We start from the raw sequence: 14,938 nt of genomic DNA on the forward strand, positions 1-14,938 counted from the left end.
CTCCTTCTCATCGGGGCAGTCCCAACACACGCTCACCGACGATGTTGCGCTGAATCTCCGAAGTGCCGCCCCGATGGCCTGCGAAAAACTGTAGTAGTAGTAGCCGACCCCGATGGCCTGCGAAAAACTGTAGTAGTAGTAGCCGACCCAGCCGTCGACGTCCCAGCGCGAGGTATGCCGCACCGCTGCCGGTCCAACGATGTCCATCGCCAGTTTGCCGATCTCTTTGGCCAGCTCGGCGTACATCAGTTTGACGATCGAGCCACGCGGGCCCGGTGTTTCGGTCTGCATGGCCTCGCAGATGTTGGTGTAGGTGAGCGCCCGCAACGATGCAACCGAGGCGCGCGCCCTGGCCAGTCGCCGTGCAATTTCGTCGTCGGCGATGGCGGGTCTGCGACCGTCCGGACCGACATGGTCGCGGGCGAAATCGATGAGATCCTCGATGATCTTTGCCAGCCGCACCTGGTTGGCGGTGAACGCAGTACCACGCTCGAACGACAGCGTCGCCATGGCGACCGACCATCCTTCGCCGACCGTGCCGACCACGTTGGACAGCGGGATGCGCACATCGTCGTAGAACACTTCGCAGAATTCCGAGCCGCCCTCGATGGTCTCGATCGGCCGCACGTCGATCCCCGGAGTGGTCATGTCGCAGATCACCCAGGTGATGCCCTTGTGCTTGCCGCCAGTGTTGTCGGTGCGCACCAACAGTTCCTGGTAGTCGGCGACGGTGGCGAAGCTGGTCCATAGCTTCTGGCCGGTCACGACAAGGTGCTCGCCGTCGATGACCGCCTTGGTCCGCAGCGCGGCCAGATCCGATCCAGCGTCGGGCTCGGAGAAGCCCTGACACCAAATGACCTCACCGCGAAGGATTTTGGGTAGGTGTTGGGACTTCTGTTCATCCGTCGCACGGGTGATCAGGGTGGGGCCGGCATGTGAATTGCCGACGAAGCAGGCATCGATGCCGGGAAAGCCGCGCGCCGCATACTCCTCGTACCAGATCAGCTGCTGCAAGAGCGTAAGTCCGCCGCCGCCGTATTCGGCAGGCCACGCGATCCCGGCCCAACCGCCCTCCCACTGGGTGTGCTGCCAGGCAAGGTCGAATTCGCGAATGCCCGCATCGTCGCGGGGCCGCGGTTCGGCCGGCTTGTTCTCGTCCAGCCACGTCCGGACCCGGTCACGAAACTCGACTTGGTCAGGCGTGAAGTCGAGGTCCATGGTGTCCGATTGTAGGTGACACACTTGTCAGAAACAATGTTCACTCTTCCGATCGACGGTATTTGGTCGCAAGGTCTTCGGCCCCGCGGGCAAGGAGGGCCACGTCGGCCCCAACCAGAACGAAACTCGCACCGGCATCGACATACCTGTGGGCGATCTGCTGGTTGAACGCGTTGACCCCGGCAGCCTTTCCGTGCTCCGATATTTTGCCTAGAGCAGTCTCTATGGCGCTCACTACATCTGGGTGTTCGGGCTGGCCGAGTTTGCCCATAGATGCCGCGAGGTCTGCAGGACCGATGAACACCGCGTCCACTCCGTCGACGTCTGCGATCTCCCCCAGTTGGGCCAGGGCCGCCATCGTCTCTACCTGAACGGTCAATGACACCGTTGCATCTGCAGTGACAAGATAGTCAGAAATTCGGTTCCACCGAGAGGCGCGGGCCAGCGCGCTGCCGACCCCCCGGATGCCCTCCGGGGGATAGCGGGTGGCCGCGACGGCCGTCGTCGCCATCGTGGCGTCGTCGATCATCGGAACGATGATGTTCTGCGCACCGATGTCGAGTAGCTGCTTGATGAGCACGGGGTCTGCCGCCGGCGGGCGCACCAGCACGTCGACGTCCGGGTAGCCGGCGAGCACGTGAAGCTGGTCGAGCGTCGAGCGCAGATCGTTGGGTGCATGCTCTTGATCCAGCAGCACCCAGTCGATTCCGGACCCAGCGCAGATCTCGGTGACGTAACTGCTGCCCGAGGCCAGCCACATGCCAAACCGGGGCGACCCGCCGCCGATGCGCTGTGTCCATCGATTCGTCACGAGGTAGGTCCGTCGAACGTCACCGAGACCGTGCCCAGCGGACCGTAGTCGGCGACAAAAGTGTCTCCCGGTTCGGCAAAAACGGGCTTGGTGAACGACCCGGACAGGATCACCTCGCCCCGCTCCAGCGAGACCCCATGTGGCGCAAGCCGATTAGCAAGCCAAGCGACACCGTTGGCCGGATGGTTGAGCACCGCCGCCGCCACCCCCGATTCTTCGACCGTCCCGTTTCGCAGGAGCAACGCCGCCACCCAGCGCAGGTCGATGTCCAGCGGCCGGACCACCCGCCCGCCCAGGACCAATCCCGCGTCGGCGGCGTTGTCGGCGATCGTGTCGACGATCGTGCGCAAATGACCGGTGTCGGGATCCGACATCTGCACCCTGGCGTCGAGGATCTCGAGTGCAGGCGTGACGAACTCGGTGACCCGCAGCACGTCGAAGATCGTGACGCCCGGCCCCTGAAGCGACTCCCCCAGCACGAACGCCAGCTCGACCTCGACACGCGGCCGGATGAACCGACCGGGCGGAATGCGACCGCCGTCCTCGACGAACATGTCGTCGAACAACGCGCCGTAGTCCGGTTCGTCGATCGATACCGCCCGTTGCATCACCTTCGAGGTCAATCCGATCTTGCGGCCCTTGACTTCCCGGCCGTCGGCGAGCTTGAGGTCGACCAGGGCCCGTTGCACGGCGTAGGCGTCCTCGATGGTCATGCCGGGATAATCGAGCGACAGCTGCCGGATGGGAGTGCGAGTCTGCTCGGCCTCGTACAGCCGACGCGCGATGTCGGTGAGCTCGTCGGGGTCCGGGCGGCTCATCTCGTCAGAAACTCGACGGCGGCAGCATTGAACGCCTCAGGGTCCTCGAAATGTGGCCAATGCCGTACCGACGCCATCTCGAACACCTCGGAGTTGGGAATCAGGTCCGCGATGGTTCGCGCGGTGTCCTGGTACACGCCGTGGTCCTTACCGGAGGCCACGATCATCACCGGCGCGGTGATCCCGCGCCAATCGTCGTCGGGAATCAAGTTGCGTTCGCGCACCTTCTCGTCCTGCAGAATCAACAGCCGGTCGATGGTGTTACGGGTGTCCTCGCGTCGGTACACCGCCTGCCGGAGACCAATCAAATCGGGCAAGCGATTGGCCTCGTCCGCGATGAGATGCTCGAAGACCGCATGCAATGACTCCCACGTCGGCTCATTGACCGCCTTCGTTCGTTCCGCGCGGATGCGCGCCATGTTCGACGCCGAGGCCTCCCGTCCGGCCGGCGACATCAGGATCACCCGGTCAACGCGGTCGGGGTGACCAACGGACATCGCCGAGGCGACAAACGCTCCCAGCGACATGGCGACGAAATTGGCCGATGTCATGCCGAAGTGGTCCATCACCCCCACCACATGCTCGACGTAGACAGCGATTTCGTAGTCGTAGTCCGGCTTGTCGGAGAACCCGTTTCCGACCATGTCGATGGCCACGCAATGAAAATGCGTGGACAGCGCGGCGAGGTTCGGCGCGAAAGTCTCCCAGTGACCACCGGTGCCGTGCAGAAGGATGACGTGCGGTTTATCCGGGCTCCCCGCCTCCGCGTAGCGGGTGCGGACGGCGGTCCCGTTGACCGGTACGTCGATAAACCCCTGGCGGAACTCGAGCTCCTTGAGGTACAGCCAGATGCTGCGGTAGTTCGACGTATCGATCACGGCCTCTGTGTGTGGTGCCTCTGCGTGGGTCATTTACCGTCCTCATCCCGTTCTTCTGACAATACTGTCAACTTTCTACGACGCCGCCCCATGCATCATCTCATGCTCGCACAATCGTCATGTTCGCACGTAAAGACGGGCAAATGGAACAGTCGGGATTCCTACAGTTCCAACCACCGTGCTGCAGATGTTGATTGATTCTGACAGTCGTATGCGGTAAAACGGGGGAGTGGACAATCCGGCCGGACGCCGCGTGCTCGCCGAACTCGTCAACGAGTTCGCGGCGGTGCGGCTCTCGTTGGATGTCAGCGGCAACGGCCCCCGCCTGCTCATCGAAAACCTCGACGGCGGCACACAGGTGTTCCTATGTCCCCTCGAATTGGCGAGTTTCACTCTTGCCACCCCCGAAGACCGCGAGGACTGGCTGCGAGTGGGCAACTATCGCGGCGAGCGCCGGCCACGGGAGCAATCGTGAGCATCTCCGCGGTCGACCTCGTCGGGCTCGGCATGACCGCGATGTCGCTCCAGCCTGGCGCGACGCCGCTACAACTGGCCACTGAAGCCACGACCGCGGCACTGGCCGACGCCGGCATCGACCGGGCTGATGTCGACGGGCTGCTGGTCGGTTCGTCGCAGGGCGTGCGCCCCGATCGCCTCGGAGTCGGGTTCGCCGCATCGGGCGGCTTTGCGGATCTGCGCCTACTGGAACACGTCGAGATCAAGGGCGCCACGACCATCGCCATGATCCAGCGAGCACGCCATGCGATCGCGGCCGGCGAAGCGACGACCGTACTGTGCGTGTTCGCCGACGCCCCATTGGTTGCCGGCCGCGGCGCCGGCTCGACCTACGCACAGAGCGGCGGCAACGCCGGTGTGCGTGGACTGGAGCGGTCCTCGGGCCTGCTCGGTTCCGTTCCGACCTACGCTCTTTTGGCTCAACGGTGGTTACACGTCACCGGTACGAGCGCCGACGCGTTACGTTCGGTGGCCACCACGGCACGGGGCTGGGCGCGCGGCAATCCCGTTGCGGTGAACCGCGAACCGCTCGATGAGGACGGTTACGACGCCAGCCCGATGATCGCCGAGCCGCTGCGCCTGCTGGATTGCGCCCGCCCCGTAAACGGGGCGGTGGCTGTGGTACTCACGGGACTGCAGTCCGTTGGCAGCCAACGGCTCAGCGTGCGCGGAACGGGCCGGGACCATCCTGTACGGCGACGCCGCGCCGGTACCGAGTCGTGGTTTGGCGGCGGTCGCCGAGCTGTCGACGACGCGCTTTCGCAGGCCGGTATGACACGATCCGACATCGACGTCGCCGAACTCTACGACCCGTTTTCCATCGTGACTCTGGTGCTACTCGACGAATACGGACTGACAGGTCAGCAGCCGGTGGGCGATTTCGTCCGCGAGGGGCAGACCGGGCCCGGCGGCACGCTGCCGACCAACACCGGGGCGGCCAGCTTTCAGGGTTCTACCTCCAGGGCATGACTCCGCTCGCCGAAGCCGTAATTCAGCTACGTGGAACCGGCGGACAACGTCAGGTTGCTGGTGCCTCAGTGGCGCTCGTTGGCGGCATCGGCGGCCGCCTGGATCACCATGCCGCGCTGGTGCTGGAGCGGACCGCATGAACGCCACCGCAGTACAGGACTGGTTGCTGGACGCGATGCTGGCCCCATCGGTCGAGGGTGACCCGTTGGCACCGCTGTACCTAGCGGCGGTGCGCAACGACCTCGCGCTGCCGTTCTGTTCGGGTTGCGCGCGGCCACTCGAGCTCGATCAGGACGTCTGCGACCACTGCGCAAGCACGGAGAGGGTCTGGCGCACAGTCGAACCCCGCGGCGTCGTCCATGCTGCGACGCTGATGTACCGGCGCGAACCGGGCCTGGTGCACGCCACGGCGCCCTACCCGATCGTCGACGTCGAGATGGACAGCGGGCACCGCCTGCTGATGACGACCACGCAGCCCGCGGACAGCGCGCCGACAATCGGCTGGCGCGTGCACACCGGCTTCCGTCGCCTCGGCGACGTCGCGATACCAGCCATCGACACCATGGAGGACCCGTGACGACTGTGGAATCTGCTTCTGCCATCGACGAATTCGACGTCACAAGCATCGTCCGTAGCGACCGCGTACACGGGTCGGTGTACACCTCGGCAGATATCTTCCGCCGTGAGATGGACACCATCTTCAAGACCGGCTGGGTCTACGTGGCGCACGAGAGTGAAGTCACCGAGCCGGGCGACTATCTCACCCGGATGATCGGCCACGACCCAGTCGTGGTGGTCCGCGGCAAGGATGGTGTGCTGCGCGTGGTGTTGAACCGCTGCACACATCGCGCCAACAAGCTGTGCAACGCCGAGAAGGGCAATGCCAACTCGTTTCGGTGCCCCTACCACGGTTGGACGTTCAGCAATACCGGTGCGCTGCAGGGCATTCCGATGCGCGAAGGGTACGGGGAGTCGTTCAACGCGGTGCGCGCCGAGCTCGGGCTTGCCGAGGCCCCCCGGGTTGACAGCTACGGCGGCTTCGTCTTCGCTTCGCTGGCGCCAGATGGCATCTCACTGCTCGAACACCTCGGCAATGCGACGCGGGCCATCGACCGGCTGCTCAACCTGTCGCCCACCCGCAGGATCGATCTCCGGGCCAACTGGATGAAACACCTGCACCATGCGAACTGGAAGATGGTGGTGGAGAACAACGTCGACGGTTACCACGCGTTGTTCACGCACGCATCGGTCTACGACGCGATCAAGCCCGCGAAGGTGTCGCATGTCCCGACCAAGGTCGACGTGCTTGTCCGTGACCTGGGCAACGGCCATTCGGAGATCGACTACACCGACGAATACCGCAAGCTGGACGAGGAATTCGTGTGGTACGGCCGGATCCCGCGGGCGAAGCTCGACGGCTACGCAGACGCACTGGAAGAGGCATACGGAGCGGAGCAGACACATGACGCTTTGGTCGTCGGTCCGCCGCACACACTGATCTGGCCCAACCTGTTCCTGGCCGAGATGAATGTCATGTTCGTCGAGCCGCAGGCCCCGGACCGCACCATCGCCTACACCACCGCTGTCCTGATACCGGGCCAGGATGCACTGAACGAGCGCACGCTGCGGCGTTCCGAGGGAGCGATGGGACCCGCGGGATTCCTCATCGCCGATGATGGCGAGATCGGCATGCGCAACCAGGCGGGGCTGGCTGCCGAGCTGCCGGAATGGTTGGTGTTGGCCCGCGGCGTGGACAGCGATATCGACGACACAACAGGAATCATCAACCGGGACAAGAGCGCCGAGACACCACAGCGGGGGTTCTACGCGCAGTGGGCGGCAGTGGTCGGCGGAGGGGCGCGGGCATGACCGTCAACTCTGAACTCCAGGCACGGCCTACCTTGCGACCTCTGCCGGACGCTGAGGTCCTCTCGTTCCTCTACCTGGAAGCCCGTCTGGCGGACGAAGGTCGTTACTCGGAGTGGGAGTCACTATGGGACAACGGCGATTCGGTGGTCTATCGCGTTCCCATGCATCCCGACGACGACCCGCGGACCACCTTGGCCTACATCAACGACAACCGGCGACGGATCACCAGCAGGGTGGCTCAGCTCAACACCGGTAACCGGCACTCTCAAACCCCGCCGTCGGTGATGCGCCGCATACTGTCCAACAGCGAGGTGGTGGCGCAAGACACCGACACCGTCACTGTCGAGTCCAACTTCGCGCTCTTCGAATACCGTCTGCGACAACGCACATGGGCGGGCCGGGTGTCTCACACAGTTCGCCGTACGCCGGACGGACCCCGGCTGGTCCGCAAAATCGTGAACCTGATCGACTCCAGCGGGCCCGTCGACACCCTCGCATTCCTGATATGAAAGCGGCCTGACTGATGCTCATCGGCGACATCGCCTCCAACAACGCGCGCCGCTACCCCAACAAGCGCGCCCTGGTCGACGGAGACCGCGAGCTCACCTGGTCCCAGGTCGACCAGCGAGCGCGGCGGTTGGCCGGTTTCCTGTCCGGACATGGACTGAAGCCCGGCGACCGGGTCATGGTGATCGCCCGCAACTGCATCGAATGGCCCGAGATCTCGTTCGGTCTGGCCAAGGCCGGGCTGATCGCCGTACCGGTGAACATCCGATTGGCCCCCGACGAAGTGGCCCACGTCCGCGACGACTGCGGAGCACGCGCGGTAATCGTCCACGCCGATCATCGCGAGAAGTTCTCCGGCGAACTGTGCGATCTGGAGTTGGTACTGACGATCGGTCCCGAGTACGAATTGGCGTTGACCGCATCGGATGTCGAGGCAGCACAGGCCGACGTCTCCCCCGACGATGTCGCGGTGATCCTCTACACCAGCGGGACCACAGGTCGCGCCAAGGGCGTCATGCACACCCACCGTGCCCTGCTGTACCAGGCTGCGGACACCAACCTGGTCACCGAGGCCAACCGCTCCGACGTCATGCTGGCCACCACGCCGTTCTTCACGGCGGGCGGCATGGTGCGCACGGTGTCGTGGCTGTACCTCGGTCAGACCATGGTGATCCACCAGCGGTTCGACCCGCAAGCGGTGATCGACGAAATCGAACGCAGCGCGATCACCTTCACGACGTTCATCCCGACGATGTTGCACCGGACCCTCGCCATCCTGGAAGAGGGTCCGCCACGGGACATGTCGAGCCTGCGGCGAATCTCCTACGGCTCAGCGCCGGTCCCGCCGGGTCTGGCCCGCAAGGCGATGGACCTGCTCGGCTGCGACCTGCAGCAGCGTTACGGTCTTACCGAATGCGGAGGACAGGCAACCATTCTCACGCCGCAGGACCATCGCGACATCGTCGCGGGCCGAACGTCGATCGGGACGTCGTGCGGGCGGGAGACACCGATGTGCGCCATCCGCATCGTCGACGTGGACGGCAACGACACTGCTGTTGGAGAGGTCGGCGAAATTACCATTGTGAGCCCGGCCAACTCGATCGGATACTGGAATCTGCCGGAGCAGACCGCCGAGACCTTCCGCCCCGACGGCTTGCGCAGCGGTGACCTTGGCTTCCTGGACGAAGACGGCTACCTACACATCACCGGCCGCCGAACCGATCTCATCATTTCCGGTGGGTTCAACATCTATCCCGCCGAGATCGAACGGGTCATCGCGGGCCACACAGGCGTGGACATGGTGGCGGTTGTTGGCGTGCCGGACCCCGAATGGGGTGAGACACCGGTCGCCGTCGTGATCCCGAAGTCCCACGTCAGCGACCGGGACGCCCTGACCGCTGAGCTGGTGACTCTGTGCCGCACGGAGTTGGCCGGCTACAAACAACCCAGAAGCTTCGTCTACCAAAGCGAGTTCCCGCTGGGTCCCGCGGGCAAGATCCTCAAGCGCGAGATAGCTAACCAGGTGAACCAGGTAGTGGGCGCGAGTGCAAAGATGCCGGTATCGACCGCATCGAATGAGGAGCACCCATGACCGAACAGCTGGACCTGGCCACCATCGAGTTCCTCGTCACCGATCATGTCGCGACGGTCGCGCTGAATCGGCCTGAGCGGCTGAACAGCTTCACCGAGCAGATGGCCGACGAGCTCGCCACCGTGTGGGCTCGCATCCGCGAAGATGATGACATCCGCGCGGCGGTGCTGTGCGCCAACGGCGAGCGGGCGTTCTGCACCGGCATCGACGTTACCGAGGGCACGTGGTGGAAGCACAAGCCCATCTTCAATCAAGAAGATCCCGGCGTACTCCTTGGACCGAAGGCCCACAAGGTGTGGAAGCCGGTGATCGCCGCGCTACACGGCATCGTGGCCGGCGGCGCGATGTACTTCGTCAACGAATGTGACTTCTCGATCTGCAGTGCAAACGCCACGTTCTTCGACCCACATCCCAACGCGGGGATCGTCTCGGCACTGGAACCCATGGGGATGCTGGCGCTCGGCCTCCCGTACGGAGAAGTCATGCGCTGGGCGCTGCTCGGCAGTGAAGAGCGAATGACGGCGCAGACCGCACTGCGGGTCGGTCTCGTCACCGAGATCGTGCCCGACGACCAACTGCGCACGCGTGCACTCGAATTGGCCGGCGAGATCGCCGCTCGTCGGCCCAACGGCATTCAGGGCACGGTGCGCGCCATGTGGGAGGCGCGCGATTTGCCTCCCACCGTGGCCGCCCGGCACGGCAAGTTCTACACGGACCTGGGCAATGCCGGCGCCACTCCAGACTCGCTCAACAACAACAAGAAACCGCGAACTCGATGAGGTGCGCGCCATGACCGACACAACCACCGAACGGCTGGTCGAGTTCGAGCTGCTGATCGCCGGTCAGACGTGTTGCGCGGCCTCAGGTTCGACCTACGACAGCGTCGATCCGTTCACTGGCCGACCATGGGCTCGGGTTCCTGACGGAGACGCCACCGATGTGGACCGCGCAGTGGCCGCCGCGCGCAGCGCACTGAACGGCCCGTGGGGTGAACTCACCGCCACCGCCCGCGGAAAGCTGCTGTGGCGCCTGGGCGAGCTCATCGCCCGGGACGCGGAGCAACTGGCCGAACTCGAAGTCCGCGACGGCGGCAAGCTGGTCCGCGAAATGGTCGGCCAGATGAAGGCACTACCGGACTACTACTTCTACTACGCCGGACTGGCGGACAAGCTCCAAGGCGAAGTCGTCCCGGTCGACAAACCCAATTTCTTCGTCTACACCCGACACGAGCCGGTCGGCGTCGTCGGTGCGATCACGCCGTGGAACTCGCCGCTCCTGTTGCTCACCTGGAAGCTCGCTGCCGGACTGGCCGCCGGGTGCACGTTCGTCATCAAGCCCAGCGATCACACCCCGACCTCGACACTGGCGTTCGCGAAGTTGTTCGCCGAAGCGGGATTTCCCCCGGGTGTCGTCAATGTCGTCACCGGATGGGGCCCGGCAACCGGTGCGGCACTGGCCGCACACCCCGGCGTCGACAAGATCGCGTTCACCGGATCGACGGCCACCGGGATCCACGTCGGCAAGGCCGCGATCGAGCACATGACCCGGTTCTCGCTCGAACTCGGAGGTAAGTCAGCACAGGTCGTGTTCTCCGACGCCGACCTCGATGCGGCGGCCAACGGCGTGATCGCCGGTGTATTCGCCGCCACCGGACAGACCTGCCTCGCAGGCTCGCGGCTCCTGGTCCACGAAAGCGTCGCCGACGCGCTGGTCGAAAAGATCGTCGCGCGGGCGGCCACCATCAAACTCGGCGACCCGAAGGATCCGACCACCGAGATGGGCCCGGTGTCCAATCAGCCGCAGTACGATAAAGTGTTGTCGCATTTCGCCTCTGCCCGCGAGGAGGGCGCGACCGTGGCCTTCGGCGGTGAGCCGGTCGATGAGCTCGGCGGATTCTTCGTCAAACCGACGGTGCTCACCGGGGTCAACCGCGCCATGCGGGCCGTCGCCGAGGAGGTCTTCGGGCCGGTGCTTGCGGTGATGACCTTCACCGACGAGGACGAGGCCGTCAGCACCGCCAATGACACCGAATTCGGGCTGGCCGCAGGCGTCTGGACCAAGGACGTCCACCGTGCGCACCGGGTGGCGGCCAGGCTGCGGGCCGGCACGGTGTGGGTGAACGCCTATCGCGTTGTCGCGCCTCATGTTCCGTTCGGCGGGGTCGGCTACAGCGGCATCGGCCGGGAGAACGGCATCGACGCCATCAAGGACTTCACCGAGACCAAGGCGGTGTGGGTGGAACTCACCGGAGCCACCCGCGACCCCTTCACCCTCGGCTGATTCGCACACCCAAGGAGAGAATATGACGATCGACCTCGAGGCTGCCGACAAAGTACTGGCCGGACTGCGGCCGTTCCCGGTGGCGGTCACCACCATCGACGGCGGCTTCTCCAACGGCCTGATGTCGCTGTCGGCCGGCTCGGCCAGCATCGTGCCCGAGCTACCCCGTGCGACCGTCAGCCTGACCAAGTACAACAAGACCCACGACATGCTGGTCAACTCTGGGATCTTCGTCATGCACATGCTCTCCGCCGGCCCTGACGAGATCGACGCCTCGATGGACATCTTGATGACCCTGGGCGGCAGCTCGGGCCGCGACGGCGACAAGATCTCCCGACTGCGCACCAAGCCGGGCGTCACCGGCGCGCCGATTCTGCTTGACGCCCACAGCTACGTGGAATGTCGGGTCACCGGTTCACTGGACAACGACGAGAACACCATCTTCGTCGGCGACGTCGTGGCGGCCGAGGTGTTCAGCTCCGCGCAACGGCTACGCATCGGCGAGGCCTGGGGCAAGCTGCCGCACGGCTGGATCGAACAGTACGAGGCAAATCACGAGCCGCAGCTGCAGAGCGCACGCGACCTGCGGGCGGCCGCAGCTGCGCGCGCCTAGTGAGCGAGACGACCTCTGGCGCTTGGGAGTTGCCGGAAGAACTGGTGATGCTGCGCAACACCGTGCGGCAATTCATGACTGTGCATGTCCATCCGGCCGAAGAGAAGCTCGAGCACGACACCGTCGGACTGCCCCGCGAAGAGCTCCTCGAGTTGCAGGCCAAGGCCCGGGCGCTCGGATTATGGGCGCTGCAGACCCCGGCGCAGTACGGCGGCGCCGGGCTCAGCGTGCTCGGCCAGCTGGTGGTGGCTGAGGAAGCCGCGAAATGCCGGATGGGAGCCTTCTTTCCGGCACTCGGTGCGTTCGGCGGCAATCCGCCGAACATCATGTTCAAGGCGTCGCAGGAGCAGTTCGACAAGTACGCCAGGCCGATCATCGATGGCACCATGTCCAAGGCGTACACCGCGATCACCGAGGCCTCGGGCGGGTCGGATCCCGCACGGGCGATCAAGCTGAAGGCAGTGCGTGACGGTGACGGCTACCTGCTCAACGGTTCGAAGATGTGGATTTCGCACGCCCCGAATGCTGATTGGGGGGTGGTCTACGCCCGCACTGGCGAAGGTCGACAGGGTATTTCGGCCTTCATCCTGGAGAAGGACACGCCCGGTGTCACCTTCAGCCGCATCCCCGTGATGGCATCGTTCGCCCCCTATGAGCTGCATTTCGACGACGTGCGCGTTCCCGCTGCCCAGTTGATCGGCGCTGAAGGACAGGGCTTTGCGCTCGCCAGTGACTTCCTGGTGCACGGCCGCATTGTCTACGCCGCTGGGCCCATCGGGATCGCGCAGCATGCGCTCGAGATGACGTGCCAGTGGTCCAGGGACCGCGATGTCTTCGGTGGCAAGCTCGCCGCGAAGCAGGGCATCCAGTGGATGCTCGTCGACTGCGAGGTCGAACTGCGCGCCGCGCGGCTGTTGATGTATCAGGCGGCCTGGAACGCCGACCTCGGCCGCGATGTTCGCGTCGATGCGTCGGTGGCCAAGATGTACGGCACCGAGGCCGCGTGCCGGGTGCTCGACAGATGCATCCAGATTCACGGGGCGCTCGGAATCTCGACCGAGTTGCCGTTGGAGCGCTGGTTCCGCGACCTGCGGGTCAAGCGTCTCGGCGAAGGGGCGACCGAGGTGCAGCGGGAAGTTGTCGCACGGTCGCTCTTGAGATAGTTATACAGTTAGCTCATTATCGGTGGTATGGGAGTCACGTGCGTTACAACCTGATGTTCCCGATGCGGGCCGTCAAACACTGGAACCGTTGGTGTGAGGGCGCCTCCATCGGCGACGTCGCCCGCCTCGTGGAGGACGCCGGGTTCGACGCCTTCGCGATGTCCGAGCATCCGTACCCCGATAGAAACTGGCTGGCCAACGGCGGTCACCATGCGTTTGACCCTTTCGTGTCGCTGAGCTTCGCGGCCGCGGCCACCACTCGCATCCGGTTGATGACCTACATCCTGGTCTCGGGTTATCGCAGCCCGTATCTGACCGCAAAAGGAGCCGCAAGCCTGGACCTGTTGTCCGGCGGCCGTTTCACGTTGGGCACCGGTGCCGGCTATCTGAAGTCCGAATTCGAAGCACTGGGAGCCGATTTCAATCGCCGGGGCGAGTTGCTCGACGAAGCCATCGCCGCGTGGAAGGCAACCTGGAACGGCGTCGATCACGACGGTCCCGCGTTCGGAGTGCGCGGCCACCTCGCATTGCCCCCGCCACTGAGCAATGGCGGTCCGCCGATCTGGATCGGCGGCAACGGTGCGGCCGCGCAGCGCCGCGTCGTCGAGGTTGCCGACGGTTGGATGCCCATGGCTGCGTCGGGTGAGATGGCCGCGATTACCCGCGCCCGTGCACTCGAGGACGTCGAAACCCTGGCCGACTGGGTCACGACGGTGAACAAGCGTCGTGCAGACCTGGGCCGTGACCCCGCTGATGTGTCCTTCGTGCCGTTCGAGGCCGACCTGCTGGCCAGCGGTGATTGCTCAGCATTCTGCGCCGCTGTGGCGTCTCGCAGGGATGCCTACGCGGCCGCCGGCGTCACGTGGATCACAATCGAGCCGGCCAGCAGGAGTTTCACCGACTTCCACACCGACATCGGCGTGCTCGCATCCCAGTTGATCGCACCTCGGGAGAGCGCGACGTGACGCTACCCGACCTGGTGCTGGTCCACGGGGGCGAGCATGCGGGCGACTGCTGGGACCTCGTGGTCGCCGAATTGCGTTGCCAGGAACCCCATTTGCGCATCATGGCGGTAGATCTTCCGGGACGCGGCAGCAAACCCGGAGACCTGGCGACTGCAACGATCGGCGAATGGGTGGATTCGGTGATCGCCGACATCGACGCGGCAGGACTCGGCGATGTCGTGATCGTCGGGCACTCCATGGCCGGAGTGACGGTGCCCGGTGTTGTCGCGAAACTGGGATCGGCGCGGGTCAGGGAAATGATCCTCGTCTCGGCGTTCGTCCCTCCCCAGGGCATGGCCATCGCTGACACCCTCGGCGGCCCGTTGGCGGTGTTCGCTCGACGAGCCGCCCGAATCGGCCGGCCGATGAAAATTCCGGGACCGGCCGCGCGATGGGCGTTCTGCAACGGCATGACCCGTTCGCAAACCCGGTTGGCCATGTCGAAGTTGCAAGCCGAGTCGGCGCGCATTCCGGCAGAACCCGTCGACCGTAGTGGCCTGCCCGCCGACGTGCCGCGCACCTGGATCCTGACCACCCGCGACCGGGCCCTGTCGGTCAAGTCGCAGCATGCCAGCATCGCGGCCCTGGGTGGCGTGCAGGAAGTCATCGCAATCGACGCGTGCCACGAGGTGATGTTCAGCCACCCGGAACGCCTGGCACAGGTGCTCCTCGAGCGATGCCGCCGGCGGGCGTGAAGAGCC

General features: G+C 65.0%; 14 protein-coding genes and 2 pseudogenes. 12 read left to right on the forward strand and 4 right to left on the reverse strand.

Annotation, left to right across the window (positions count from 1 at the left end; genetic code table 11):
* Positions 1-7 precede the first annotated feature (7 nt).
* The 4 genes and pseudogenes from D3H54_RS27155 to D3H54_RS27170 all read right to left on the reverse strand — a co-directional run bounded on the left by D3H54_RS27155 (position 8) and on the right by D3H54_RS27170 (position 3,758).
* A pseudogene (locus D3H54_RS27155) lies at positions 8-1,218 on the reverse strand (acyl-CoA dehydrogenase family protein).
* 40 nt (positions 1,219-1,258) lie between these two features.
* Positions 1,259-2,029, reverse strand: a complete 771-nt coding sequence (locus D3H54_RS27160; protein WP_286199019.1) for an aldolase/citrate lyase family protein — start codon at positions 2,027-2,029, stop codon at positions 1,259-1,261.
* Positions 2,026-2,847 carry a 2-oxo-hept-4-ene-1,7-dioate hydratase gene (hpaH, locus tag D3H54_RS27165; protein WP_149382793.1) on the reverse strand — a complete coding sequence of 274 codons (822 nt, stop codon included), beginning with the start codon at positions 2,845-2,847 and terminating at the stop codon, positions 2,026-2,028. The genes D3H54_RS27160 and hpaH overlap by 4 nt, the downstream gene beginning before the upstream one ends.
* Positions 2,844-3,758 carry an alpha/beta fold hydrolase gene (locus D3H54_RS27170; RefSeq protein WP_149382795.1) on the reverse strand — a complete coding sequence of 305 codons (915 nt, stop codon included), beginning with the start codon at positions 3,756-3,758 and terminating at the stop codon, positions 2,844-2,846. Before D3H54_RS27170 ends, hpaH begins: the two co-directional genes overlap by 4 nt.
* A 196-nt stretch (positions 3,759-3,954) precedes the next feature.
* On the opposite strand from D3H54_RS27170, the gene D3H54_RS27175 reads away from it, so the two are divergent.
* The 12 genes and pseudogenes from D3H54_RS27175 to D3H54_RS27230 all read left to right on the forward strand — a co-directional run bounded on the left by D3H54_RS27175 (position 3,955) and on the right by D3H54_RS27230 (position 14,932).
* Positions 3,955-4,200, forward strand: coding sequence for a hypothetical protein (locus D3H54_RS27175; protein ID WP_149382797.1), 246 nt, complete (start codon positions 3,955-3,957; stop codon positions 4,198-4,200).
* Positions 4,201-4,232: 32 nt separating this feature from the next.
* Positions 4,233-5,350: pseudogene (locus D3H54_RS27180) on the forward strand (thiolase family protein).
* Positions 5,347-5,787, forward strand: a complete 441-nt coding sequence (locus tag D3H54_RS27185; protein WP_149382799.1) for an OB-fold domain-containing protein — start codon at positions 5,347-5,349, stop codon at positions 5,785-5,787. The pseudogene D3H54_RS27180 and the gene D3H54_RS27185 overlap by 4 nt, the downstream one beginning before the upstream one ends.
* Positions 5,784-7,079, forward strand: a complete 1,296-nt coding sequence (locus D3H54_RS27190; RefSeq protein WP_149382801.1) for an aromatic ring-hydroxylating oxygenase subunit alpha — start codon at positions 5,784-5,786, stop codon at positions 7,077-7,079. Before D3H54_RS27185 ends, D3H54_RS27190 begins: the two co-directional genes overlap by 4 nt.
* The gene (locus D3H54_RS27195) at positions 7,076-7,588 is read left to right on the forward strand and encodes an aromatic-ring-hydroxylating dioxygenase subunit beta (RefSeq protein WP_149382803.1); all 513 of its coding nucleotides are present in this window, start codon (positions 7,076-7,078) and stop codon (positions 7,586-7,588) included. The genes D3H54_RS27190 and D3H54_RS27195 overlap by 4 nt, the downstream gene beginning before the upstream one ends.
* Before the next feature lie 14 nt (positions 7,589-7,602).
* Positions 7,603-9,177: a class I adenylate-forming enzyme family protein gene (locus D3H54_RS27200; protein WP_210419608.1), complete on the forward strand. Its 1,575-nt coding sequence runs from the start codon at positions 7,603-7,605 to the stop codon at positions 9,175-9,177.
* Positions 9,174-9,956, forward strand: a complete 783-nt coding sequence (locus tag D3H54_RS27205; RefSeq protein WP_149382807.1) for an enoyl-CoA hydratase/isomerase family protein — start codon at positions 9,174-9,176, stop codon at positions 9,954-9,956. The genes D3H54_RS27200 and D3H54_RS27205 overlap by 4 nt, the downstream gene beginning before the upstream one ends.
* Before the next feature lie 10 nt (positions 9,957-9,966).
* Positions 9,967-11,457, forward strand: coding sequence for an aldehyde dehydrogenase (locus D3H54_RS27210; protein WP_149382809.1), 1,491 nt, complete (start codon positions 9,967-9,969; stop codon positions 11,455-11,457).
* A gap of 22 nt (positions 11,458-11,479) precedes the next feature.
* Positions 11,480-12,070 (forward strand): flavin reductase family protein, encoded by a 591-nt coding sequence (locus D3H54_RS27215; RefSeq protein WP_149382811.1) that lies wholly within the window; start codon positions 11,480-11,482, stop codon positions 12,068-12,070.
* A gap of 47 nt (positions 12,071-12,117) precedes the next feature.
* Entirely contained in the window at positions 12,118-13,233 is a 1,116-nt protein-coding gene (locus D3H54_RS27220) for an acyl-CoA dehydrogenase family protein (RefSeq protein ID WP_149383776.1), read from the forward strand.
* A gap of 53 nt (positions 13,234-13,286) precedes the next feature.
* Positions 13,287-14,198, forward strand: coding sequence for an LLM class F420-dependent oxidoreductase (locus D3H54_RS27225; RefSeq protein WP_210419774.1), 912 nt, complete (start codon positions 13,287-13,289; stop codon positions 14,196-14,198).
* A complete protein-coding gene (locus D3H54_RS27230; RefSeq protein WP_149382815.1) occupies positions 14,195-14,932 on the forward strand; it encodes an alpha/beta fold hydrolase in 738 nt (245 codons plus the stop codon). Before D3H54_RS27225 ends, D3H54_RS27230 begins: the two co-directional genes overlap by 4 nt.
* The last annotated feature ends 6 nt before the right edge of the window (positions 14,933-14,938 follow it).

This window comes from Mycobacterium sp. ELW1 (genome assembly GCF_008329905.1).
Lineage (GTDB): Bacteria > Actinomycetota > Actinomycetes > Mycobacteriales > Mycobacteriaceae > Mycobacterium.

Excerpts from the sequence above, each read along its gene's own strand:
- hpaH (WP_149382793.1), bottom strand. The coding sequence starts at position 2,847 with ATGAGCCGCCCGGACCCCGACGAGCTCACCGACATCGCGCGTCGGCTG.
- D3H54_RS27170 (WP_149382795.1), bottom strand. The coding sequence starts at position 3,758 with ATGACCCACGCAGAGGCACCACACACAGAGGCCGTGATCGATACGTCG.
- D3H54_RS27185 (WP_149382799.1), top strand. The coding sequence starts at position 5,347 with ATGAACGCCACCGCAGTACAGGACTGGTTGCTGGACGCGATGCTGGCC.
- D3H54_RS27195 (WP_149382803.1), top strand. The coding sequence starts at position 7,076 with ATGACCGTCAACTCTGAACTCCAGGCACGGCCTACCTTGCGACCTCTG.
- D3H54_RS27200 (WP_210419608.1), top strand. The coding sequence starts at position 7,603 with ATGCTCATCGGCGACATCGCCTCCAACAACGCGCGCCGCTACCCCAAC.
- D3H54_RS27205 (WP_149382807.1), top strand. The coding sequence starts at position 9,174 with ATGACCGAACAGCTGGACCTGGCCACCATCGAGTTCCTCGTCACCGAT.
- D3H54_RS27210 (WP_149382809.1), top strand. The coding sequence starts at position 9,967 with ATGACCGACACAACCACCGAACGGCTGGTCGAGTTCGAGCTGCTGATC.
- D3H54_RS27215 (WP_149382811.1), top strand. The coding sequence starts at position 11,480 with ATGACGATCGACCTCGAGGCTGCCGACAAAGTACTGGCCGGACTGCGG.
- D3H54_RS27220 (WP_149383776.1), top strand. The coding sequence starts at position 12,118 with ATGCTGCGCAACACCGTGCGGCAATTCATGACTGTGCATGTCCATCCG.
- D3H54_RS27225 (WP_210419774.1), top strand. The coding sequence starts at position 13,287 with ATGTTCCCGATGCGGGCCGTCAAACACTGGAACCGTTGGTGTGAGGGC.